The 22,777-nt window shown below is 43.7% G+C and carries 27 protein-coding genes; 22 read left to right on the top strand and 5 right to left on the bottom strand.

The window, feature by feature from the left end; translation table 11 throughout:
* Position 1 precedes the first annotated feature (1 nt).
* The gene (locus NQ117_RS07320; RefSeq protein WP_258277313.1) at positions 2-820 is read left to right on the top strand and encodes an amino acid ABC transporter ATP-binding protein; all 819 of its coding nucleotides are present in this window, start codon (positions 2-4) and stop codon (positions 818-820) included.
* Positions 821-922: 102 nt separating this feature from the next.
* Here NQ117_RS07320 and NQ117_RS07315 read toward each other — a convergent pair whose 3' ends face one another.
* The 3 genes from NQ117_RS07315 to NQ117_RS07305 form a co-directional block, all read right to left on the bottom strand.
* Positions 923-1,549, bottom strand: coding sequence for a TetR/AcrR family transcriptional regulator (locus NQ117_RS07315; protein ID WP_258277312.1), 627 nt, complete (start codon positions 1,547-1,549; stop codon positions 923-925).
* Positions 1,550-1,573: 24 nt separating this feature from the next.
* Positions 1,574-2,023 carry a hypothetical protein gene (locus NQ117_RS07310; protein ID WP_258277311.1) on the bottom strand — a complete coding sequence of 150 codons (450 nt, stop codon included), beginning with the start codon at positions 2,021-2,023 and terminating at the stop codon, positions 1,574-1,576.
* Between the two features lie 326 nt (positions 2,024-2,349).
* Complete coding sequence (locus NQ117_RS07305; protein ID WP_258277310.1) at positions 2,350-3,195, bottom strand: VOC family protein; 846 nt, start codon at positions 3,193-3,195, stop codon at positions 2,350-2,352.
* A 370-nt stretch (positions 3,196-3,565) separates the two neighbouring features.
* On the opposite strand from NQ117_RS07305, the gene NQ117_RS07300 reads away from it, so the two are divergent.
* From NQ117_RS07300 to racE, 17 genes are all read left to right on the top strand, one after another.
* Entirely contained in the window at positions 3,566-4,012 is a 447-nt protein-coding gene (locus NQ117_RS07300) for a VOC family protein (RefSeq protein WP_258277309.1), read from the top strand.
* Positions 4,013-4,080: 68 nt separating this feature from the next.
* Entirely contained in the window at positions 4,081-4,680 is a 600-nt protein-coding gene (locus NQ117_RS07295) for a TetR/AcrR family transcriptional regulator (protein ID WP_258277308.1), read from the top strand.
* A 97-nt stretch (positions 4,681-4,777) separates the two neighbouring features.
* Positions 4,778-5,242, top strand: coding sequence for a 2-thiouracil desulfurase family protein (locus tag NQ117_RS07290; RefSeq protein WP_258277307.1), 465 nt, complete (start codon positions 4,778-4,780; stop codon positions 5,240-5,242).
* A 417-nt stretch (positions 5,243-5,659) separates the two neighbouring features.
* Positions 5,660-6,556, top strand: coding sequence for an AraC family transcriptional regulator (locus NQ117_RS07285; RefSeq protein WP_258277306.1), 897 nt, complete (start codon positions 5,660-5,662; stop codon positions 6,554-6,556).
* 109 nt (positions 6,557-6,665) lie between these two features.
* Positions 6,666-7,643: an N-acetylglucosamine kinase gene (locus NQ117_RS07280; protein ID WP_258277305.1), complete on the top strand. Its 978-nt coding sequence runs from the start codon at positions 6,666-6,668 to the stop codon at positions 7,641-7,643.
* 25 nt (positions 7,644-7,668) lie between these two features.
* Positions 7,669-8,979 carry a 6-phospho-beta-glucosidase gene (locus tag NQ117_RS07275; protein WP_258277304.1) on the top strand — a complete coding sequence of 437 codons (1,311 nt, stop codon included), beginning with the start codon at positions 7,669-7,671 and terminating at the stop codon, positions 8,977-8,979.
* 240 nt (positions 8,980-9,219) lie between these two features.
* A complete protein-coding gene (locus NQ117_RS07270; protein WP_258277303.1) occupies positions 9,220-9,915 on the top strand; it encodes a hypothetical protein in 696 nt (231 codons plus the stop codon).
* A 211-nt stretch (positions 9,916-10,126) separates the two neighbouring features.
* Complete coding sequence (locus NQ117_RS07265; protein ID WP_258277302.1) at positions 10,127-10,537, top strand: phage holin family protein; 411 nt, start codon at positions 10,127-10,129, stop codon at positions 10,535-10,537.
* 132 nt (positions 10,538-10,669) lie between these two features.
* The gene (locus NQ117_RS07260) at positions 10,670-11,629 is read left to right on the top strand and encodes a class I SAM-dependent methyltransferase (RefSeq protein WP_258277301.1); all 960 of its coding nucleotides are present in this window, start codon (positions 10,670-10,672) and stop codon (positions 11,627-11,629) included.
* Between the two features lie 139 nt (positions 11,630-11,768).
* Positions 11,769-12,203, top strand: a complete 435-nt coding sequence (locus tag NQ117_RS07255; RefSeq protein WP_258277300.1) for a DUF86 domain-containing protein — start codon at positions 11,769-11,771, stop codon at positions 12,201-12,203.
* Positions 12,204-12,295: 92 nt separating this feature from the next.
* Positions 12,296-12,952, top strand: a complete 657-nt coding sequence (locus NQ117_RS07250) for a helix-turn-helix transcriptional regulator (protein WP_258277299.1) — start codon at positions 12,296-12,298, stop codon at positions 12,950-12,952.
* 355 nt (positions 12,953-13,307) lie between these two features.
* A complete protein-coding gene (locus NQ117_RS07245; RefSeq protein ID WP_258277298.1) occupies positions 13,308-14,522 on the top strand; it encodes an amidohydrolase in 1,215 nt (404 codons plus the stop codon).
* Positions 14,523-14,719: 197 nt separating this feature from the next.
* On the top strand, positions 14,720-14,998 hold the full coding sequence (locus tag NQ117_RS07240) for a hypothetical protein (RefSeq protein ID WP_258277297.1): 279 nt from the start codon (positions 14,720-14,722) through the stop codon (positions 14,996-14,998).
* 143 nt (positions 14,999-15,141) lie between these two features.
* The gene (locus tag NQ117_RS07235) at positions 15,142-15,414 is read left to right on the top strand and encodes a hypothetical protein (protein WP_258277296.1); all 273 of its coding nucleotides are present in this window, start codon (positions 15,142-15,144) and stop codon (positions 15,412-15,414) included.
* A gap of 264 nt (positions 15,415-15,678) precedes the next feature.
* Positions 15,679-16,146 carry a hypothetical protein gene (locus tag NQ117_RS07230; RefSeq protein WP_258277295.1) on the top strand — a complete coding sequence of 156 codons (468 nt, stop codon included), beginning with the start codon at positions 15,679-15,681 and terminating at the stop codon, positions 16,144-16,146.
* 68 nt (positions 16,147-16,214) lie between these two features.
* Entirely contained in the window at positions 16,215-16,580 is a 366-nt protein-coding gene (locus tag NQ117_RS07225; protein ID WP_258277294.1) for a YtxH domain-containing protein, read from the top strand.
* A gap of 226 nt (positions 16,581-16,806) precedes the next feature.
* Positions 16,807-17,616 carry a glutamate racemase gene (racE, locus tag NQ117_RS07220; RefSeq protein WP_258277293.1) on the top strand — a complete coding sequence of 270 codons (810 nt, stop codon included), beginning with the start codon at positions 16,807-16,809 and terminating at the stop codon, positions 17,614-17,616.
* Positions 17,617-17,710: 94 nt separating this feature from the next.
* On the opposite strand, the gene NQ117_RS07215 is transcribed toward racE, so the two are convergent.
* Complete coding sequence (locus NQ117_RS07215) at positions 17,711-18,256, bottom strand: GNAT family N-acetyltransferase (protein ID WP_258277292.1); 546 nt, start codon at positions 18,254-18,256, stop codon at positions 17,711-17,713.
* A gap of 107 nt (positions 18,257-18,363) precedes the next feature.
* Positions 18,364-19,698, bottom strand: a complete 1,335-nt coding sequence (locus NQ117_RS07210) for a YncE family protein (protein WP_258277291.1) — start codon at positions 19,696-19,698, stop codon at positions 18,364-18,366.
* Between the two features lie 236 nt (positions 19,699-19,934).
* Here NQ117_RS07210 and NQ117_RS07205 point away from each other — a divergent pair, with 236 nt between their 5' ends.
* From NQ117_RS07205 to NQ117_RS07190, 4 genes are all read left to right on the top strand, one after another.
* Positions 19,935-21,143: a M14 family metallopeptidase gene (locus tag NQ117_RS07205; RefSeq protein ID WP_258277290.1), complete on the top strand. Its 1,209-nt coding sequence runs from the start codon at positions 19,935-19,937 to the stop codon at positions 21,141-21,143.
* Between the two features lie 65 nt (positions 21,144-21,208).
* Positions 21,209-21,454, top strand: a complete 246-nt coding sequence (locus tag NQ117_RS07200) for a hypothetical protein (RefSeq protein ID WP_258277289.1) — start codon at positions 21,209-21,211, stop codon at positions 21,452-21,454.
* An 89-nt stretch (positions 21,455-21,543) separates the two neighbouring features.
* A complete protein-coding gene (locus NQ117_RS07195; RefSeq protein ID WP_258277288.1) occupies positions 21,544-21,768 on the top strand; it encodes a YuzB family protein in 225 nt (74 codons plus the stop codon).
* 231 nt (positions 21,769-21,999) lie between these two features.
* Positions 22,000-22,659 (top strand): hypothetical protein, encoded by a 660-nt coding sequence (locus NQ117_RS07190; RefSeq protein WP_258277287.1) that lies wholly within the window; start codon positions 22,000-22,002, stop codon positions 22,657-22,659.
* The last annotated feature ends 118 nt before the right edge of the window (positions 22,660-22,777 follow it).

The following is a 22,777-nucleotide window of genomic DNA, read 5'->3' as shown; positions in this document are numbered from 1 at the left end:
TATGATTGAGTTAAAAAACGTAAACAAGAGTTTCGGAAATGTCCCCATATTAAAACATATTAATCTGCACGTAAATAAGGGAGAAACCGTCGTTATTATCGGACCTTCTGGATCGGGAAAGTCAACTTTGCTGCGCTGCTTGAATTTGCTTGAGCAGCCGACGAGCGGTTATTTGCGTATAGCAGATGATTCGCTTCAGCTTAAGGAAGGCGATTCGATCAAGCAGGCAGATCTAATGAAAATACGACTGCATACAGGGATGGTGTTTCAAGCACATCATTTATTTCCGCATATGACTGCGGTGCAAAATGTAATGGAAGGGCTCGTTACTGTCCGGCGCCAAGCGAAGGCTGAAGCTCGGACAGCGGCTCTCCGGCTGTTGAAGAAAGTAGGATTGGCCGATAAGGCAGATTCGTTTCCGTTCCAGTTATCAGGAGGTCAACAGCAGCGCGTCGGTATTGCGAGAGCATTGGCATTAGAGCCGGATGTATTGCTATTTGATGAACCTACTTCTGCGCTTGATCCTGAAATTGTGGGAGAAGTGCTCAATGTGATGGATGATCTCAAGCAGGAAGGGATGACCATGGTCATTGTTACCCATGAAATGCAATTTGCTCGTATTATTGCTGATCATGTTATCTTCCTTGATCAAGGGGTCGTTATCGAAGAAGGCTCGCCAGATCAGTTATTTGATGCTCCGACTCAGGAACGTACAAAGCAGTTCCTGCAGAGGCTTGATTGGATGAGGGAACGTATTCCGTCTTTCCCTGAATCAGAAGGATTACTTGCTATGGACGAAAAAATCGGTATCGTTCATTAGGTTCACAATAAAGAGAGACAGCAGCGGTAAATGGATCACCGTCGCTGTCTCTTTTTGTTGTCGTGCTTATTTACTTGATAACTAAGAAAGCCTACTTATTTGTTACTGTTTCTTCGTGGCTTGTTGAATAATGCTGATAAGTTCGCTGCTATAGGTCTCCAAATCTACATCTTTTGTTGAAGTATTTAGCATGTACTCACCAATCGAGCCTTGAATTACATTTGCCATCACGGTTACGTGAAAGTTTCCAAATACCCCTTGCTGTTGGCCTTCTCGCAAAATACTGTGCAATGTACTCATCAACGCATCTTCCTCGTCTTCCTCCGCGCCCAATTTATAATACGGAACTTGTTCAGGCGTTCGCGCATTGAAAATAATCTCGATTAGCGCAGTTTGATGAGCAGGATGCGTAACCTGATAAGCTAAGCTAGCAGCAATATAAGCTTCCAGCTTCTCTTCAGGCGTACGTCCCTGATTGACTCTCTCAAGAATGTAGGACGAAGAACGTTCTACAAGTTTGATGAGCAAATGATTCATCAGATCATTCTTATCCGAAAAGTGGTAGGAAATAAGCGCCGTACTAATGCCAGCTTGTTTCGCTATTTTAGCTAGGCTGGCATTTACGTACCCGATATCATCAAGGGTTTGAACAGCAGCCTCAATAATTTGCTCACGTCTCGCAGCTGCAATAAATGATTGCTTTCCTTCTGGTTTATGATCCTGGTTCATCTAACATCGCCTCGATTGTCGCAATTATTTGGATTTTGTCTGATTTAATTTCCCGAGCAATAATAAAGCCACGACGATAATGGGAATCACAAAATTACTTGGATCCGTGAATAGGCGCTCAAAGAATACTCCGCTGTTGTTGAACAAATAATGAATGCCGCGGAATCCGACAATGATGAGCCCCGACAAGAGCATAAATGGAATGATGGACAATCCGAGCTTCAGCACATTCCAACCAGACGGTTTGCCTAGTAGTAACAGCAATGATGCGGTTACACAGAATATCCCGAGCAGACCGATGCATGCAACTCGTATCCATCCGTACCAAGGAAAGTCTAGCGCATACCAATTATCGTTGTACATATACCAAGTATACCAGAGTGCAGCCCCTCCAAGAAATGCACTTAGAAAAGGAATTACCTTTTGCAACCATGCGGATACTCCAATTGCGTGTTCTTGTTTGTTGTTCGTCATTATGATGATTCCTCCATACAGAAAAAAATAATTAATCGTTTAAATAATTAACTGATCGATTAATCAAAATATTAACTCATGAATTTCTTCTCGTCAAGACAAGGGCTAAAAAGCTTCTATCGTCCAGCATTACGTGGATTGTGAAAAGCACTTGGATTTCAGATGAAGCTGCACGAAAGATAACTATAAATTGATTATTGATGTCAAAATTTCAATTCAAAATGGGAGGATGGCTAGCTGTGAGTATGCAAATACACCCTGCCAAAAGGGGAAGGCAGGGTGTTAAGATCATTTGATATTCGTTTGCCGATGAGATCTTCAACAGATTACACTTGCAATTGAATTCGGTTGCCTGACGGATCCGTCGTTATAAAACGACCGTTGACTTCTTGGACAGCTGCGCCAATCTCTTTCAATTGAGCAATAATGCGCTGTCTTTCAGCATCATTCGGGAACACGACTGCATAGGATTCCAAGCCTGGGCTGTTCACAGGCGGTGTAGGAGCGCCAACTCCAGCCCATGTGTTCAATCCAATATGGTGATGGTATTTACCTGTCGAGATAAATAGTGCCTGGGGGCCGAAGCGGTTTACAATTTCAAAACCGAGACCTTTCGTATAAAAATGCTCTGCCTTAGCTAGATCTGCAACATGAAGATGAATATGCCCCATAATCGTTCCAGCTGGAAGGCCACTCCATTTACCCGTTTCATTCGTCATAAGTTCTGGGAAATCCAGCGACTCCGTTGTCATTGCCACGATTCCATTATCCCAATCCCATACTCCAGGATTACGATCAGTATAGACTTCGATTCCATTACCATCTGGATCAGATAAGTATAGAGCTTCACTTACAAGATGATCGGCCGCTCCAATTTGGACATCAAGTTCGACAAAGTGACGTACGATATTAGCTAGATCAGAACGTTCTGGCAGCAATAGAGCAAAGTGATAGAGGCCAGTTGTTCTGGGTTGCTTTGGAATGACTTGTTCGGGTTGCTCTATTTTTACTAAAGTAGTCTTGCCGTCGGCAGTCAATTCCGCACTTGTGGCAGATTGCTTCAGCACTTGAAACCCAATGACTTCTTGATAGAAGGCAAGGGAACGCTCTAAATTCTGTACCTTTAGGTTGACTTGGCCTACAAAAGTGTTTGGTTCGCGGTGGAAATTCATTGTAATTGCCTCCTTGTGTATGTTTATTACGATTCGTGTTGAGTGGCATTTATAATTTGATAATTTAAAGGCTTAAAAAATGCAGCTCATCGTTGATTTGATTTTATACAAATTGGACTATTTGATAGGGAATCATACAGATGAAAAGTGAAAATAATTGACTTACTTTTAGTAATAAGATAACTATAACTCGTGAATTTTATGTTGTCAAATATAAATATAAGTTCGTTATAAATGAACAAAATGAAATCCATATCTCCCTATCTATGTGTAGAATGCGCTAAACCTATTCATAAACATACATAGTTTACATACATACAGAATGTATGTTAAATTGAGTTCATCCCAAATGTTGGAGGAGAATGATCATATGAAAATATCCAGCTTTTATCCTGTCGTTTTGTCAGAACAAGTTGCTGCAAGCTCTGCATTTTACAAGGAGTACTTTGGCTTCGAGGCTGTTTTCGAATCCGACTGGTATGTAAGTCTGCGATTGTCTAACGGCGATATTTCGTACGAGCTGGCTATTATGGATCCTACTCATGCTACGATACCCGCTGCCTTTCAACACAAAGTGCAAGGTTTAATTCTTAACTTTGAAGTAGACGATGTTGATGCAGAGTATGAACGATTAATTCAGACAGCGAAGCTGCCCCTTCATTCAGAAATAAAAGATGAAGCATTTGGTCAGCGACATTTCATCACGGCAGATCCTAATGGGGTATTGATCGATATCATTACCATCATTCCGCCTTCAGAACAGTTTTTAAGTCAGTACAATGAAACAGTATGGGATGAGGAAAAAGAAAATAAGTGAAGTTAGAAAAAATATAGAGGTAATGGATACGGATATAGAAATATCGTACGAACGGAGCTATACAGGAAATGAAGAGGAATAAGGCAGATACAGATGAAACGATCCGTCAGTTGATTGAAGTGGGCAGAGCCCATTTTACGGAGCATGGATACGCGGATACATCATTGGAATCGATCGTACAGGATGCACAGTTAACACGCGGGGCACTCTACCATCATTTTGGAAATAAAAAAGGATTGTTCCGCGTTGTACTAGAATCGGTTCAGCAGGAAGTTGCCGAGTTTTTAGAGCAAGCAGCTTCTAGGAGTGAAGATATGTGGGAACAACTTCATTTTGGATGTCGTGCATTTGTTATTGCTGCAGTAGAGCCTCGACGCAAACAAATTATGCTTATAGATGGCCCATCTGTGTTAGGGTGGGAAGAGTGGCGTATGCTCGATGAGAAGCATTCGATGCGTCTGCTGCGCGAGCAGCTTCAATTGATGAAGGAGCAAGGCTGTCTTCATCCTGTTTCGATTGATGCGATTACACATTTTCTTTCAGGAGCATTAAATGAAATTTCACTTTGGAATGCACAGCAATCGGATTCGAAACAATCTCTGGAAGAAACGATGAACGTAATCTCACTGTTTCTGGAAGGATTTAAACGCAGATCGTCTAATATGTAGACAATGTCATGCCGCAGCTGGTCTATACGATGATGAGGACCCATATCGTCTTGGAATAACAACACGGCATATCGAATAGGTGAGAGAGGTATCCAATATGATTATGGTGAGTTCTTGTCTTGCTGGTTTGGAAGTCAGATATAATGGTACTCATTGTCTGCATGATAAGTTAAAGCAGCTGGTCGATAATAAACAAGCGATAACAGTATGTCCCGAGCTTATGGGGGGACTACCAACGCCACGAGAGCCAGCTGAGATCATTGAGGGTGATGGCTACGATGTTTTGAACGGGGCGGCCATCATAAAGGATCGCTCGGGTGTAGATGTGACTGCTGCTTATATGGAAGGGGCTGTGCGAACGCTTGAGTTGGCTCAACAACTTCAAGCTACGCTTGTTGTATTAAAGGAAAACAGTCCGTCCTGTGGCAGTTCGCACATTTATAATGGTAAGTTTGTAGGTGAGAAAATAGCGGGGAATGGAATTACCGCTGCTTTGCTGAAGAAGCATGGTTTCAACGTTATATCTGAAGATGATTTTATGCAGATGCTGCATGAACTTTGAGTGTGATAGATAGTGCATTTTCATATGCAGAGCGACTAGCGGTCAAGTGATGTCGATCAAATAATTTGAAATATAGCGTTAGTATGAAGTAATTCATTAACAAGGGAGGGGCGGCTGAGAGGCTGTCTTTTTTTTGGAGTTTTCGACAGGAGATAGCTTATGCACAGTATACAGAAAAACTCTATTTTCATAATTACAATTTGCCTAGTTGGATGCACTTTTTAGTAAGAATTAATATAAACGACTCGAGATATGGATTGATTCCCATCTGGATTTGCGGTATAAATAGTTTCGTTATCATCTGTTACATGGTATTACTTTTGTTTATGGTGAAAGAAAGTTGGCTTATAAAAAAGGATAAGTCGTATTTATATCGAAATCGTGACATAGGATATGCTTGAAAGGAGCGGCTGTTGGATGGTAAGACCCCATATGATAGAACGAGATAAAATCCAATTCGATAACCCTTCATTCCCGCTAATGGCAACGACGACAGAAGGAGTAAGCCCTGGATTCCAGCGGCTTCATTGGCATGTCGCCATGGAGATGAATTATATTCGTCATGGTTTCGGCTATTACTTGATTAATGGTATCAAGGTGCCTTTTAAGCAAGGCGATTTGATTATAATAAATGGAAATGATGTTCATCGTGCATTCGAACAGGAACAGCTCGTGATGGACGTTATTTTATTTGAACCTTCTTTATTAGCAGTTGACCTTAAATATGACCCAGACATCTTGCGTCCGTTCCGTGAAATGGGAGTTTCGTTCTCTCCGCTTGTTGGGGGTGAGCAGCGGGTGTCCGCAGATTTAATTCATCTTTTTAGAGCGATAATGGATGAAATGAAGCATGAACGACCTTCCGCGTTGACCCTCGCCCGCGCGTATTTACTGCAGTTTCTCGCACTTGCCAATCGTCATTTAGCACTATCTGAAGTTCCGCTTGCGCCGGTGAAGCACAGAGGTATGAATGCAATAAAAGAAATTATTCATACGATGGAAATAAATATGGCTTACCCTTGGACGCTAGGTGAACTGGCGGATCTCGTTCATCTAAGCCCATCACGCTTTAGTGCTTTATTCCAACAAACTGTAGGTACGTCACCCATGGATTATTTGATTCAGCTTAGATTGACGCAAGCGGTTCACTTGCTAGAATCATCGGAGCTAAAAGTTATTGATATTGCTGAACGATGCGGGTTTCGTAACTTGTCCAACTTCAATCGATTGTTCAAGCAGCATATTGGAACCTCGCCGAGTGATGTGAGACAGCATTATGAAGGCGTTCCTACTTTTATAGAGACAGTAAGATAGTATCAATCATTAACGGTATAGTAGTAGTTTGGCAGTTTGTAAAGGTGTATCGTTAGGATAGATATGGAGCGAATCATTACTAACTCTAGGTGTGACAGGAGAGAGAACGATGGGCATTTACTTGGGTGTAGACGCAGGCGGAAGCAAGACACATGCCGTCATCACCGATCATAACGGCCAAGTGCTCGGCAAGGGGCATGCAGGCAACGGTAATCATCAGGTCAACCGCCAAGTGGCAGAAAGTAATATTCGTCAAGCATGTGAAGGTGCTTTGCAGGAAGCGGGAGTTACGCGTGAACAAGTAAATTACGCCTACTTTGGTCTGGCTGGAGCGGATCGTGAAGCGGATTATGAAATTTTGCGTCCGATGATAGCGGGTCTGGGCTTCCCACGACATTCTATTACATGCGATACGATGATTGGTATGCGTGCAGGTACGAATCAAGCGCATGGCGCAGTCATCATTTGTGGAACGGGATTCAACAGCGCTGCTCGTAATCGTGCAGGAGATGAACTGCAATATGGTGGATTTGGCTACAAGTTCGGGGATGGATATGGAGCGGGATCAAGCTTGGCTATGCTAGCATTCCGTTCAGTAATGCGTGCGTGGGATGGACGTGGTCCTAAGACAGCGCTTACAGATATTGTGCTCCGACATATGAATATGAGCAGTGCGGAGCAATTGTTTAATGAAGTTCTAGATAAGAAGCGCTCCATACCACTTGACTTGGCGAAGACTTTGTTTGAGGCAGCACAAGCGGGTGATCAAGTGGCCATTGATATTTTGACAACAGAAGGTGAGGAGCTGGGTAATGCTGTTGCCACGCTAATTCGCCGGTTGAATATGACAGAAGATAAATTCGATATCGTATATATTGGCAGTGTATTAAATAAAGGAAGCGGCGCGTATTTGACAGATGCGATTGAGCGAGTTGTAGCTCAACATGCACCGAATGCAAACTGTGTTAGATTGACGGCAGATCCAGTAGCAGGGGCTGTTATGAGTGCCATGGAATGCGATGGAATAACGTTAAACGAAGAATTAGAAACTCGTATGAAGTCGTTAACATTTGAATTGATATCCTAGTGTACATAATGAGGAGGAGAGCTGGATGACACAACGTTCTGGGTTGAAGATTGCAGTTATTGGTGGAGGTTCATCTTATACACCGGAGATCGTAGAAGGGTTTATTCGCAATTACGATCAAATGCCGATTCGTGAATTATGGCTTGTAGATATTGAGCAAGGCAAGCACAAGCTAGATATCGTAGGAAACTTGGCCAAACGCATGGTGGAGGAATCCGGACTTCCGATTGAGGTTCATCTTACGCTTGATCGTCGTCAAGCTATTGAAGGCGCTGACTTCGTATCTACGCAAATGCGCGTCGGATTGCTTGAAGCTCGCAAGAGAGACGAGCATATTCCGATCACACACGGCGTAATCGGTCAAGAGACGACAGGTCCAGGTGGGATGTTCAAAGCGCTTCGTACCGTTCCTATCATTTTGGATATTTGCCGCGATATTGAAGAGCTTGCGCCAAATGCGTGGATGCTGAACTTTACAAATCCTGCAGGTATCGTAACAGAGGCGGTGGCAAAGTACAGCCGTGTTCGCTCGATTGGTCTTTGCAACTCTCCAATCAATGTGCAAAAGTTCCTAGCTGCGCAATATGAAGTGTCCGAGAAAGACGTATTGCCAGAGTTCGTGGGCATCAATCACCTTCATTGGGTTACTTCTTGCCAAGTTAAAGGCGAAGAGAAGCTGCCTGAAATCTTGTCCGGCGGTATGGCATACACGGCGAAGAACGTGCCAACTGTAGGCTGGGATGCCGACTTCTTGAAGTCGCTTGGTGGCATTCCGACCTATTATCTGAAATATTTCTATATGACGGATTATATGTTCAACGAGATGAAGGAAGCGATGGAGAAGAACGGTACTCGTGCCGACGTCGTAAGCCGCGTAGAAGAAGAGTTGTTCGAGTTGTACAAAGATCCGAGCTTGCGTGAGAAGCCAAAGCAGTTGGAACAGCGCGGTGGCGCTTATTACTCCGAAGCAGCGGTAAATCTAATGACCTCGATCTACAACGATCGCAAAGATATTCAGACGTTGAACGTTGCGAACGGTAACATCTATGACTTCCTGCCAGCTGATGCTAGTATCGAGGTGAACTGTGTCGTTACGGCACAAGGGCCAATCGCTCTTCCTCCACGCAATGTGCCTGAGCATGTAAAAGGCTTGATGCATGCGGTGAAGGTGTATGAGCAGCTGACGATTGAAGCTGCGATTACGGGGGATCGCGGCATTGCATTACAAGCACTTGTTCATCATCCGCTCGTTCCTTCGATTGAAGTAGCGAAGAAGCTGTTGGATGAGATGTTGGAAGCGAACCGAGAGTACTTGCCGAACTTCTTTCGTAAATAGTGCGGGAAGATAATATAAGAATGCATAGCGCCAAGTAGCGATTATTTTCGAGTGAACGCTACTTGAAAATAAAGAAGGCATCTTGCAAATGACGTTGGTGAACAATCGACTCGGTCATTCTGTAAAGATGCCTTTATTTAGTTTTAACAGTTAGAGTGGTTTTCATGTTCATTTGAACTGCAATGAAATGATATGAACTAGTTTATAGTCTTTATCTACAGACAAGGAGCAGGATATTAGATGAAAAATCAATTCTTGACCTTTATCTTATTTGTATTAATCGTTGCAACCATGTCTGCGTGTGGTCAAAAACATAGCACAGCCCCAAAAGAAGTAGAGCAACCATTTTACGGTATGGTTTCGGTGGCTACTCATTATATGGCGCTTGAAGAGCTTGCCTATGATGCTGAATATATTGTAGAAGCTGAATGGACGAATAAAACGGAACGCGTTAACGTTTCAGGGGCGAATTTTGAGCTTAACGACATCAAGATTAATAAAGTGTTAGAGGGAGATCCAAAGTTAGCAGGTCAAACCATTAAAATTATTGACATAGGCAGTCTTAACTCGGCTCCGCACACAAAGAGTGTACTTTTCTTAAACAAATATGATGGTCCCATTACAGAAGAAGCGTATGCTGTCGTCGGATATTATCAAGGGATATTTGCAATAGATGACGATAATGAAGTCGTCTATGATGCGGATAAATACGGTGGCGTTAAGCATTTTCAAGGATCTTTAGAAGGAATGAGTATGGAGTCTTTTGAACAAAGGATACAACAGGCTGTTAAGAACGCTAGGCCATCCATGTGGAACAAGCCGCAATTAAGCGAGGAGGAACAGAAACGAGCCGAGGAAGAAAGTCATAAGCTGTATTTGGAGGATAAGAAGCGGCTTGAGGAACAGTTACAAGACCGAGAAACTAAGAATAAGTAGAGACTAATCAATAAAGAACAATATTTGATAAGCCTATAAGAATTGAAACAGCCTATTCCTTTATGTCGAACAGGGGATAGGTTTTTTGGCTATGTATTTTTACTAAGAAAATATCAGGTGTACAAGCTTTAACTCATAGTCGTCCTGCCGTGCCAGCACTGGACAAGTCGAATACAATATATCATCCCTTAAAGGATAAGGAGGAACAGGGATGAACCAATTGGCATTGAACATGTTCGCGGGTGTAACGGGCGGGATTCTTACCTTTTTGTTTGGTACGTGGGATCCGTTAATTACACTATTTATGCTAATGATTGTGATTGACTATTTGTCCGGTCTTGCAGCTTCTATTCGAGAGGGAAAAGGATTAAGCAGTAATGCTGGATTCTGGGGTCTGGCCAAAAAAGCGCTCATGCTGCTCATTATCGGGATGGCGTATCATATGGATTTGCTTTTTGGCACGAAAGGGTTTAGAGATGGAGCTATTTGCTTTTATATGGTGAATGAGCTGTTAAGTATTACAGAGAACTATGGACGCCTTGGACTTCCTCTCCCAGATCGTATTAAGCAAATCATGTCTGTTCTCAAAAAGGATGACAATAAAAAGGATTCCGACAAATGAGCCTATAAGTAGAAAGCGGGCAAGGTTGTTCGCGGAAAAATACGGGCTACAAGGCGGCTGTACAAACTGGTCTTATGTGCAGCGAATAGACTGTACTAAATTTATAGCTGCGATTGAAGGATGTGAAGACCGGTGAGGATAGACTTGGGCTGTGGACGGAATAAGCATTCTCATTGCATAGGCATTGATAAGCATCCATATGCAGATGTTGACCTCGTTCATGATCTGAACGATGGAGTTCCGTTTCCCTCGAATCATGTACAGTTTGTAATGGCATCACATTTGCTCCAATATGTGAATGATCTGACATATATCATGCGTGAAATCTATCGGGTAAGCCAAGATAGGGCACTCGTTTGCCTTGTCGTACCCTATGCACATGTAAGCTCGCATCTTACTCATCCTCATTATCTGCATTTATTTAATGAACATTCTGCTCGTCATTGGTCCCCGTATTCGAATTCGATGCTAGATGAAGAGGACTTTATCCATCCACTTAGTGAAAATTGGTCTTTGCTTCTATCGAATGGAGAGATTACATCAGAAGAAAGCATGGATTTGCGGCTGCTGCGAATGGAGTACTTCTATTTTCCAGAGTATCAATGTCTTTATGATGAAGTGGAGCTTCGTCGATTAAGGCAGTCGCAGATGAATGTAGCTTATCAGCTCATGCTGCATTTGCTCGTCATCAAAAGTCCCATTCAAGAAAGAGAACTAAGAGAGTGGTCACACCGTGAGCTAGAGGAACCACAATCGGTCACGGAACAGCGACAGGCAGTAAAGAAGCATGCGGTGGAAGCTGAGCGGCCATTTGAAGTGGATATAGATTTGCGAAAAGTACAGAATAAAAAAGATCAGATAACATGGCAAGAGGAGCTCCGCGTAGACGAACAATCGACGAAGCAAAAGGTGGGGCATCAAGCTGAACAGACAGGCAAGAGCGCGACAGCACCAGGGTCATCCTTGGAAAATGCTCACTCTACGAAGCGACAAGCTGCTTCAAATAGGCGTGTAACTGTGCGATCTGGTAGGAAACAATCACGAACGAAGAGGAATACTCGAACACGCGTTAATAAGTCTCGACGCAAATAACAACAATAATGAATTCGTCTAAAGGATAAGGATGACAGTAAATCCCCAAGTGTGGTTAAATAATAATTAGAGGCAGAAAGGGCTTTCATTTGCTGAAAGCCTCTTTTTGATCCACTATGACTCGTATGGGGGCTGTGCTATGTATTACGTAAATCGTCAACAGATTGATAATCGTTTGGATCAAGCCCAATTGCTAGAACAGGCAGTAGGCAGCTTAACATCAAATTGGAGCGGTTCGATTGTAGATCATTTGGCCCAAGAACGAGCTTTGCATATTGCCATTGAGATTGTTACGGATGTCGGCTCGCTATTAATTGACGGCTTTATTTTGCGTGATGCCAGCAGTTATGAAGATATTGTAGATATTATTGCTGAAGCGGGAGCAATGGATGAAGAATTGCATCAAGTCTTGATTCAATTAGTAGCTTTGCGTAGACCTCTTGTTCAGGATTATGAGAAGTGGAAGCGTGAAGGTGTGCATCCGTTATTTAAAAATTTGGATGTTACGATGCGTCAATTCAGCGAAAGTGTACATCGTTTCTTACAGAAGGAATTGCCTGCACTGCAAGTTTAATTCGTAAAGGCGTAGAATGTCATTGAATTTACAAGATGTATGATATGCGTTACAATGACGGTACTAAATGACCGTTAAAAAGGTGAATGCCAGTGAATCGAGCGCAACAGAAACCGTCAACTCGTAATTTGCTGCTCATGCTGCTTAAGAGAAACGGCCCAATGTCTGCGGCTCAGCTTGCAGAGCGTTTGGGATTAACTGAGATGGGTGTTAGACGCCATCTTCATCAAGGGATCGAAGAGAATGTGCTGGAAACCGAGCAGGTCAAGCAGCCTATGGGTCGACCATTGCAGTTATACCGCATCTCTGCACAAGGCGATGAGCAGTTTCCGAAGCAATACCATCAGCTGCTATTGGATTTGCTGCATGAAGTAGAAGGAAATGATAGCGGTACGGATAATAGTGTTCAACAGCTATTTGAAGGTCGACGTCGTTCTTTAAAGCGTAAATATGAATCTTCTATGATAGGGAAGACGTTCAGTGAGCGTGTTCAACAGCTGAGCAGCATTCAGGATGCAGGCGGATATATGGTAGAAACAGAGCAGTTGTCTGATGAGGAATGGCTGCTGCATGAATATAATTGTCCAATTGCCCAAGTTGCACAAGCGTATGAATATCCTTGTCATTGTGAATTGGAGCTGTTCCGAGAATTGCTTGGAGCTGATGTAGAACGGCTTGAATGTTTAGCGAAGCAGGGCAGTAGATGTACGTATCGGATACGTAACAGGCAGTCTTCGTCAGATAGCTAATAAGCTGGATGACTGATGGGATGTACAAGGGGGATTAGATACTTTTTGGATCCATGCAATCATCCTGTACCCCTTTCAACATGTGAATTAGAAATGAGACCGGCCTGATGGCTGGTCTTTTTATGTTGCAATCCGATGTATTTCAATGTGCTTGTGCGTCTATGTAAAGTAATGATACATCCTTCCGAGGATAGGGTGCTTCATTGGCTTATATTCGCATTTATTTAGGATTGGTATATACGTTTATTGATATGATCGTAATATGATATCCGTATGTTTCTAACGTTCCAAGATGTGCTAATCTCATAGATAGAGTCATTTTCACGATCTTGCATACAGAAAGGCTGATACAGCAATGAGCGCATATTGGATAACAAACGTTCGTTTAGACAGTGGCTTCCAAGAAGATGAAGATGGTGTATTTCACACCTTGTCGGAACCTGTTCATCTTTTCATCGAAAATGGAGTAATCCAGCAAATTGTACCCGCTGATCGTCAGTTGGAGACAGAATTTCAGAGGCATGATGCGAATGGAAAATTGGCCTTGCCATCTTTTCAAGAAAATCATAACCACCTGGACAAGACTTATCTCGGTTACGGATGGAAATCATGCAAGCCAGTCAAAAATTTGATTGAGCGTTTGGATATGGAAGCAAAGGAATCCATCTTGCTGTTGGACTCGATTCAAACACGAGCAGAAGCGATGCTGGAGCTTATTTCTTCATTCGGTGCGACACATATTCGTACTCACGTTAATATTGATCCGCATGTTGGGTTGAAAAATCTCGAAGGCGTTCGCCGGGCATTGGATACGTACAGTGATCGCATGACGGCAGAAATCGTCGCATTCCCGCAGCATGGCTTGCTGCGTTCCGATGCGGGAGCATTGATGAGGCAGGCGATGAGGGAAGGCGCCACTCATGTTGGGGGCCTAGATCCAGGCGGCGTAGACGGTGACATTGAGAAGTCGCTGGGGCTAATGATGGACATTGCAGTAGAGGCGAATGCAGATGTGGATATCCATTTGCATGATGCATCTACGCTAGGCTTGCATACGATGAAGCGCATTGCTGACTTGACGGAGGAAGCGGGATGGCATAACCGAATGGCGATTAGCCATGCATTTGCGTTAGGGGATGCGCCACAAATACAGGTGAACGATATGATTGATCGTTTTGCAGCGCTCGGTGTCTCGATTATGACGACTGTTGCCAGCAGCCGCCCTATCCCAGTACCGCAAATGCATGAAAAGGGAATTACCGTTGCTCTCGGATGTGACGGCTTCTATGATTCATGGGCTCCATTTGGAACAGGCGATGTGTTAGAGAAAGCAACTTTGCTTGCAGAGCGTTATCGTTGGATTGATGAGCGTTCTCTCACAGGAGCGTTGACCTTTATTACAGGTGGGCGCAAGACGCTGGATGAGCAGGGCAACCGCCTATGGCCGCTGGTAGGAGACAAAGCGGACATGATCTTCTTTGAGGCAAGCTGTTCGGCTGAAGTGGTGGCCAGAAGACCAGCGCGTAAGGCTGTCGTGTTCCAAGGCAATGTTGTAAGGGGAACACTATAGCATCATTGTAGGCTAATCATGATTGTGGCCATGATATCGCTACGCGCGTGAACTATTGTCATTTGAACATGCATGATATAACAATATTTAATCCGAAACCTGTCAGCTATCCATACATTATGGGTGTAGGCAGGTTTTTTCTGTGCATTAGAAGAAAGAATACGAATGTGAATGAGAAAGTTATCTTGGAGAGCTGAATGAGAAAAATAATAGAGTTTGGCATTGTTGCAGTAGCCTTTGGTATCGTTGGGGTCAGCCTAGGATCGGTAGCCCTACTTCTAATTTCAGGTTATTGGTTCGACTCCATCGTTGCAAAGATATTAGGAATAGTAGTTGTGTGGGCTATTGTAGCTTTGTATGCTAAGGCTGCTCCCTTTAATTTAAACAACGTTGCCAAAGCTCTAATTATCATATTGCTGAGTGTGATTAGTATTTACTTATTTCAGTATCCATTTGGCGATGGGTATTTGCAATAGATTAGATGGATATACAGATAGAAAGCGTACAACTCTATCAGTCTTTATGTATTCTTAAATAACCAAGTATTGTTGTCATTTGCTTTGGTGGTATATTATGGTGTTATGTGATTATAAGTACTAAAGTACTAATGGAGGTCCAAGTGAATAAACTCATAGAGATTTTCATCGCTGTCTTAATTTTCAGTTTTGTTGGTGTTTGCTTAGTATCTTTAGCGTATCTTGTGATTGGCGGCTTTTTATATGGCAACTATATAGCGAAAACGTTAAGCCTCGGAGTCATATGGGGGATCGCTGCTTTAGGGATTAAGTATATGCCATACAAAATGACTAGTTATGCCAAGGCACTCGTTGTTAGTTTTTTGCTTGCCATCAGCATTTTTTCATACATCTACCCGTTTGATAATCAAATGTAAGGTAATGTGATCCTGTTCTACTCCAATTACTGTATATGTTCTTCGCTGCGCCACATCCCTGTATATTCTTCAACATTCCTTATTGTTGCTAACCATCTCTCACCGCTGTATAGATAGTCTACATGGACAATCTGCCAATAGCACACCTTTTCTACACCGGAAAATATTTTTTCGTTCCCTTGTGTCAAGTCAAGCCCAACCTTCTTATACTGTCACTATGACATGGGCATTCGCCCGTCAAGACCGTTGTTAAGGAGGGATTCGATGGATTGGATCATTGCTATCGTGCTGCTGTTCTCCGTTATTACAGCCGCCGCCGCTTTGCTATTGCTGGACCGTCTGATGAAGTTCATGCATCGTACAGAGCACATGCTCGTTGAGCTGCATAAAGAGACGCTGCAGCTGATTCAGCAAGGGAGATCGATTACCGAGCGAGGGCAGCATCTACTTGATACAGTAGAGCGAGTAAGCCAAGAAAGTGCCGCATGGAGCGATACATCTTCACGCATACGCGGCTCGGTCAATCATGTCCATGAACAGGTGGACGGCTGGATTACACGTACGATGAATACGTTAGATAGCGCCTATGAAGTCCAACAACATCGAATCCATGATTTGCTGCGCTGGATAGATACCGCCACTGGGTTGTATGCCAGTGTGGCGGCTCGCCGTTCGCCGCCAACTAAGTCTGCGCGAACGCCAGATGAGACTGATGCAGCAGTCAAGCAATAACAACCGGATCGTTGAACATATGCTTGTCGGGATGAATGACGGAGACAACAGCGAGGAGGACGTTGAATATGGCAAAGGGCACAAAGCCATTTTGGATTGGAACGATTATTGGTACAGTTGTAGGAGCCGTATCCGCTTTATTGTTTGCGCCAAAGTCTGGGCGTGAGTTAAGAGAAGATATTGCGGAAGGCGCAAAACAGGTTGGAGAGCGCACACAAACGATTGCTAAGCAAGTTGGTGAATCGACGAGCGAATTTATTGAGGCTTCCAAAAATCGGATTGGCGAAGTGAAGCAGTCGATTTCGGAATGGAAGCAATCCAGACTCCAAGTATCTTCCGTAGCCGAAGAGATTTCTGTCGATAACGAAGCAGATGAGCCTCCATGCGGTGAAGAAGAGTGTGAGAGCGGCAGCACTTGCGAGTCCAATAAATAAATTTCATAACAAGTGTTGGATACAAATAGCTTTGATGTCGGCTAACGCTGATGTCAAGGCTATTTATTTGGGATGGCGCTCGACTTGAACCTTGTCTCGGTATCAGTTAAGATCAAGGTACGTTTTTCAAGGACTGTACATATGGTGTACCATACCATCCGCATAAACACACGCGGAAGTTCTAGCATAAGTCAGTCAAACAAGAAATGAAGGAAGCGGTGTATTCGTGCAGCAAGCTATCGCAATGTTTGATTCGGGGGTTGGCGGGTTAACCGTTGTTAAAGAAGTTATGAGACAGCTCCCGAGGGAAAAGATTATTTATTTTGGTGACACTGCCCGTACACCTTATGGGCCTCGCGCAGCAGACGAGGTACGGTTATTCACCCGACAAATTGTCGACTACTTAGCACAATTCGATCCAAAAATGATCGTTATAGCCTGTAATACCGCGACAGCTGTTGCCTTGGAAGAAGTAAGATCCTATACGACAGTTCCTGTTGTAGGTGTGATTCATCCCGGAGCAAGAGCAGCAATATCGGCTTCGCAATCCGGCCATATCGGTGTGATTGGAACAGATGGGACGATCCGCAGTGCGGCCTATGAATCGGCTCTTAAGCGGTTATCTCCTCATGTGAAAGTCTACAGCTTGGCTTGCCCATTACTGGTGCCGCTAGTAGAGAAAGGGATGTTCCGAGATTCCAGCACGTACAGAATTGTAGCTGATTCTATTGAGCCGTTGAAGTCAACGCCAATTGATACGCTCATATTAGGCTGTACGCATTATCCATTTCTATCAGATCCAGTCCAAGAAGTGATAGGTTCTCATATACAGCTTATTAATTCAGCAGAAGAGACAGCAAGAGAAATAAGTACCATTCTTCACGATAAGGGACAACTGGCTCATGAGGAAGACCAGCCGATTCACCAAATGTTCTGCAGCGGCGATCCGAGTATGTTCCAGTATATTGCGAAGCAATGGCTTGGCGACCAACTGGAATCCATTCCTGTCGTTTGGCAAGTGCCGAACTTTTATTAATGGAACCCGTTCATGTGTATGTAAAGAAGAGACTTCTAGGTGAGTGAGTACCTAGAAGTCTCTTCTTTTGTTGTGCAATGGCGAGTATTACAACTTAACGTTCCCCTTTCCAGCGCGGTGGTGCAGTTCGAATCATACGAACGATGGAGCCAAGATCTCTGCTGTTCGATGGTCGATATTTTCGATCATGAACGTAGCCGCAATTCGTATACGTACGAATCGCATTTGTATTTGTAATTTTGACGAATAATTCAACCCATCGCAGGGAGAGCATCTCGACCCCGAAATCCGTTATGCCTCTTACGATTTCTTCCCCGTAGCCCATGCCTTGAGCATCGGCCTCTCCGATGAAGACGCGGCCGAATTCGGCTGTTCGAGAAAGTTTATTTATGCGATACAAAGACCCAGCCCCAATAGGTTTATTTTCGTTCAACACGACGGCAACGAACATCATATCATCCTCGCGCTGACGGTAACGTTCATACCATGTAAGCTGCTGCTTGGGCTCGATGGTAAGGTCATCTTGGAACCATTTCCGTATATGGTCGTGACGGCGCCATCTGAGCACAATCTCGAGATCATGTTCCGTCAAGGGACGCAGCAGTAGACGGGAGGTCAAGACTCGATAAGAATGATCCACGCTCATACCTCCTCTTGTTGCTTCTAGAACGTTCAGATAGGGTCTTAGCACGATGCATGCCTCATTTATGCGTTTTGTATCATATTCACTAAGCTGTATCATTCGTGCTAGACGATAATGTGTGAGAAAGCGACTCTTATGGGCTGAAATCCAGTAGGCAGGGGGAGCGGTTGGAATTCATTTGTACGTCGGTTCCAAATGAGCACCGTACTTTCAAAACCCCAGCTGCTCACAATATATACTTCCCAGCCATCAGGAGTGACGCAAATATCTTCAGGTGGACCGCTTGGCACGATAATATCAGGGAATAAGCGGGGGGAAGCTGGGCTTTTGACATTCAAACTAACGACTCCGTTGTAATTGGACATAGCCACGTATAAGATGGCGCTATCATATGAAATGCTTAAACGTCTAGGCATATAGGTAGATGATTCGGACGAATTATCTAGCATGATGGGGCTAAGCAGCGTATTCGTCTCCGTTTCAACGACTTGTATTTCACCAGGTAAGCCTTTAGCTGCAATATATACATATCGGCCATCTGGACTGCAAACGAGATCGATAGGAGCACTGTTGTTAGGGGTGCCCGGTAATAGCGGGATGGTTGCAATCATGGAGTAGCTTGCTGCATCAATAACGGATATCGTGCCTTCATCTTGATTGGCCACATACAAACGGTTATGTGTTTCATTGAAGCTAATGGCAACTGCATTATCGCCTACAGGGATCGTGGCGGTATGTCCGCTAACGATGTTGAATACGGTAACGGTACTCGTGGGAGAGTTGTTGTTAATAGCAAACACACGAAGCCCGTATGGCTCGTCCGTCTCGATTGCTATCGGTTCAAGACCAAGTTCTAGCGTAAGGGGCCACAATTGATTGCCGCGTGTATATATAGTGGAGCCATTATCTGTCCCGCTATTTGACGTATATACGAATGCGCTGTATTTGGAGGCAACGATATCTAAGGGAACAGCATTTTGAGGGAGTTGAATGGGGCTTCCGACGATTTGATGCGTATACCGGTCAATAATAAGAACCGTATCATCGCCGCTGTTTGCAATATAAGCATATTTCGGAAATCGCCCGTGCAGAGGGATATGATGAGCTTTCTTTATGGTAGCTAGCTTGTTTTTCAAAATAACTGTGGCAAATATCGTGTTTGGCTGTTCACTATCGGTTGTAATTTTTACTCCTATACAATCCCCGGTTATTGGTGTATTCAGTAAGTTGAAGCAAGAGCCCTCTGTTGCGAAGGGCTGCAGCACAATGATGTGCTGGTAATAGACATTTGCTTTGGATGGACCAGCTGCAATGTCAAGGTTATACAATTGAATATGCGTTTCCACTGGCTCATTGGATTGATTCAGCAGCTGTAAATCTGCCCAATAGGCCCGGTCGTCACCAAGGGCGACATGTGTATTTAATTGATACACGTACATGGCAGGTCCTCCCATTAAAGTCGCGCTTCTTTCTTATATCTTATGTAGAACAAACGACAGTGAATTGGACGTTCCTGCTAGCTTGCGGGAAAAGAGGCTAAGCGCCTTGTTGTTGGTATGTACATGCACATTCCTTTCACAAGTGGATGATTAACGGCAATTACAGTGATGGTGCAAGCCTTTATAGGCATAAAGATTACTACTAAGAACATAGATGCAGAAGGGAGACGCGTCTTATGAGCACCCTCTATAAGGTACGCAAAGGAGACACGCCTTTGCGCATCTGTCTGCGCTGTGGAATTACGCTGGAAGCATTGTTAGCGGCTAATCCCACTGTGAATGTCAGCCCTTATTTAATGCCTGGGCAGCATTTGTTCATCCCTGAGCGCCCCGCCTCCATATACACCGTGCAGGCTTATGAGTCATGGGAATCGATCTCATGGAAGCTTGGCATATCGGAACAGTTGCTTAAGGACGCGAACGAATCCATTCAGCAATGCGAGCTTGTTCCTGGACAGTGCATATCATTAGATTACGCAGTTCAACCTTCAGATTGGAGGGCTAGCGCAGAATACGGACCGTATGAGTTGGAGCAAGATGTAAGGTATGTACAGCGTGCTTTTCCTAGTATTGTACACGTGGAGTCAATTGGAAAGAGTGTATTAGGCAAGGACATATACGCAATCCGGATAGGAGAAGGTCCGCGACGTATTCATGTAAATGGTGCTGTTCATGCAAATGAATGGCTTACTTCTTCACTGCTAATGCAGTTTGTGGAAGACTATGCTCGTTATTTGCAATCAGGCTTACGTTGGGGGAAATGGGATGCTAGACTTGCTAGTGAACACACATCAATCTGGTTCGTGCCTATGGTAAATCCGGATGGTGTAGAGCTTGTACAAGAAGGGGTAAGTGGACAGCACTCATGGGAGCATAGTTTAGTAGAATGGAATGAGGAAGATCGCAGATTCGATCGCTGGAAATCGAATATACGAGGCGTAGATTTAAATGATCAGTTTCCTGCTCATTGGGAGGAAGAGCAAGTGCGTAGAGGCGTATATGAGCCATCTGCCATGAACTACAGTGGAGAAGCTCCATTGACAGAACCAGAGGCATTCGCCTTGTATCGAATGGCGGAAGAGAAGCAATTTGCGATGGCGTTAAGCTTTCATTCACAAGGAAGAGAAATCTATTGGAATTATCGAGATTATGAGCCGCCAGAGGCAGAAGTTTGGGCCAAAAGGCTGGCTCGAGTAAGTGGATATCGAGCAGTGAAGCTGACAGGAAGCGATGCGGGCTTCAAAGATTGGTTTATTCAGCAATATCGCAAGCCAGCGTTTACGATTGAGGTTGGATATGGTATAAATCCACTTCCATTATCCCAGTTCGGCAGTATTTATCACGAAGTGTGTGCCATTTTGAAGGAAGCGCTGTTGCCAGATTAGCATTCCATTTGCATGTGACGAATGCTTCGGTATACACTAGGATTACTAACCAGGAGGTGTATACGATGGCACGTAGTACGCGCACATATGGGCGTCTATGGAGTTTGTTTCGAGCTGCTCCACAGATGCTGACTTCACGCAAAGTTCCCTTTAAACTCAAATTATTTTTCGTCGGTGCTGTCGTTTTGTATTGGATTCTTCCGGATTTCATGCCATTCATTCCGATCGATGATATTGCATTTACTATGATTGTCATTCCGTGGTTCACCAAAAAAGCGCAGCAATATGACGATCCTAAGCATTTGCAATGATAAGTATGGTTGCGTCATTGAAGATGTTCTCGTACAATATAGGTTGTCTGTCTTATTGAACAATATAGGGAACAATCGGAGTGACTACTATGTCTAATAATGATATTCGTATCTGTGATAAATGCCGTCATATTAAAATGAAAACTTTTTTGCCAAAAGTAAAAACGCTCGATCCTGCGGCAGAAGTAAAAGTGGGATGCAAATCATATTGCGGCCCTTGCCAGAAGCGCGTCTTCATTTATATTAATGGTCGTTATATTACTGGAGCTACGGAAGAAGAGGCAGTCGAGAAGGCAAAGCAATACGTGAAATAAAGTGGCTTAGTATATGGAACATAATAGGAATCGGACAAACGAGTTAGTATAGGGTTCAACCCTTACTGGCTCGTTTTTTGTTTAGTTGGTTTTGCAATGAGAAAGAAATAAAGGTGATTCATAAAATGGTAAAGTGTTACAATGGGAGTCGAGTTAGAACATGGTCTACTTTGCAAATAACAATGGATTTATCCAATTCGTAAAACACTTGTTTAAGCTGGGGAAGAGGAGATGAGCGTTTTGAAAACAGTTGGAGGCTCCGTACGATTTAAAATGTTAGTCTTGTTCGCTATAATCATGCTGCTAAGTGGATGCAGTCTGTTTGAGGGGGATACTGAAGATAAGAATGAGATTGCTGTTATTCATGCTGATGACTCCTATGCTGCTACATTTAAGGAATTGGGGATTGGGAAAGTTGGGAATTACAAATTGAAACTTCATCGCGCTGACCGCAGTTGGGTGGATATTTGGGTGGAAGGATATAAGAAAGGGAAAAAGATCGACGAGCCCATCGCTGCACTTTCTTATGGTCGATCTCCCCATGAAACCTATGAGGGAAGAGTCGGACTTGCTTGGATATATGGAGCCAATAATAAAGACATGATCAAGCTTTATACAGAAAGCAGCAGCGCTGGAATGGTAGCAATCGATCAATTTATCGGTGACAAATCGGAATTAGGACGGACAGGATGGGAATATACAATGGGTGAAGAGGGAGTCTCCTTACAGTCGGGAGAAACGGCTCTTATTGGTTCCTTCCGTATGAACAAAGGCAGTATCAGATCAGGATATGAAGGGACCCATCCAGAAGCTGTTCAAGAAATGATTCAATCGAATGATACCGTTATGCTGCTCAAAATAAAGGTTAGCGAAAAAGAAAACAATCGTTAAGTCGGACGTGATACTTTTTTAAAATGCGTTCAGCATTCAGCAATAATACCAACAATGCCATATGGATATAAATATCCCGTTCTGCACAAGATGAAGATGGTAATACGAACGACGAAAG

This window comes from Paenibacillus sp. SC116, assembly GCF_024733555.1.
Classification (GTDB): domain Bacteria; phylum Bacillota; class Bacilli; order Paenibacillales; family Paenibacillaceae; genus Paenibacillus_B.
Note: the sequence above shows the minus strand (reverse complement) of the source record. Positions and strands in the feature narration are given on the sequence as shown.

Coding starts and splice junctions, on each gene's coding strand:
- NQ117_RS07320 (WP_258277313.1), top strand. CDS start 2: ATGATTGAGTTAAAAAACGTAAACAAGAGTTTCGGAAATGTCCCCATA.
- NQ117_RS07315 (WP_258277312.1), bottom strand. CDS start 1,549: ATGAACCAGGATCATAAACCAGAAGGAAAGCAATCATTTATTGCAGCT.
- NQ117_RS07310 (WP_258277311.1), bottom strand. CDS start 2,023: ATGACGAACAACAAACAAGAACACGCAATTGGAGTATCCGCATGGTTG.
- NQ117_RS07305 (WP_258277310.1), bottom strand. CDS start 3,195: ATGAATTTCCACCGCGAACCAAACACTTTTGTAGGCCAAGTCAACCTA.
- NQ117_RS07300 (WP_258277309.1), top strand. CDS start 3,566: ATGAAAATATCCAGCTTTTATCCTGTCGTTTTGTCAGAACAAGTTGCT.
- NQ117_RS07295 (WP_258277308.1), top strand. CDS start 4,081: ATGAAGAGGAATAAGGCAGATACAGATGAAACGATCCGTCAGTTGATT.
- NQ117_RS07290 (WP_258277307.1), top strand. CDS start 4,778: ATGATTATGGTGAGTTCTTGTCTTGCTGGTTTGGAAGTCAGATATAAT.
- NQ117_RS07285 (WP_258277306.1), top strand. CDS start 5,660: ATGGTAAGACCCCATATGATAGAACGAGATAAAATCCAATTCGATAAC.
- NQ117_RS07280 (WP_258277305.1), top strand. CDS start 6,666: ATGGGCATTTACTTGGGTGTAGACGCAGGCGGAAGCAAGACACATGCC.
- NQ117_RS07275 (WP_258277304.1), top strand. CDS start 7,669: ATGACACAACGTTCTGGGTTGAAGATTGCAGTTATTGGTGGAGGTTCA.
- NQ117_RS07270 (WP_258277303.1), top strand. CDS start 9,220: ATGAAAAATCAATTCTTGACCTTTATCTTATTTGTATTAATCGTTGCA.
- NQ117_RS07265 (WP_258277302.1), top strand. CDS start 10,127: ATGAACCAATTGGCATTGAACATGTTCGCGGGTGTAACGGGCGGGATT.
- NQ117_RS07255 (WP_258277300.1), top strand. CDS start 11,769: ATGTATTACGTAAATCGTCAACAGATTGATAATCGTTTGGATCAAGCC.
- NQ117_RS07245 (WP_258277298.1), top strand. CDS start 13,308: ATGAGCGCATATTGGATAACAAACGTTCGTTTAGACAGTGGCTTCCAA.
- NQ117_RS07240 (WP_258277297.1), top strand. CDS start 14,720: ATGAGAAAAATAATAGAGTTTGGCATTGTTGCAGTAGCCTTTGGTATC.
- NQ117_RS07230 (WP_258277295.1), top strand. CDS start 15,679: ATGGATTGGATCATTGCTATCGTGCTGCTGTTCTCCGTTATTACAGCC.
- NQ117_RS07225 (WP_258277294.1), top strand. CDS start 16,215: ATGGCAAAGGGCACAAAGCCATTTTGGATTGGAACGATTATTGGTACA.
- NQ117_RS07210 (WP_258277291.1), bottom strand. CDS start 19,698: ATGTACGTGTATCAATTAAATACACATGTCGCCCTTGGTGACGACCGG.
- NQ117_RS07205 (WP_258277290.1), top strand. CDS start 19,935: ATGAGCACCCTCTATAAGGTACGCAAAGGAGACACGCCTTTGCGCATC.
- NQ117_RS07200 (WP_258277289.1), top strand. CDS start 21,209: ATGGCACGTAGTACGCGCACATATGGGCGTCTATGGAGTTTGTTTCGA.
- NQ117_RS07195 (WP_258277288.1), top strand. CDS start 21,544: ATGTCTAATAATGATATTCGTATCTGTGATAAATGCCGTCATATTAAA.
- NQ117_RS07190 (WP_258277287.1), top strand. CDS start 22,000: ATGAGCGTTTTGAAAACAGTTGGAGGCTCCGTACGATTTAAAATGTTA.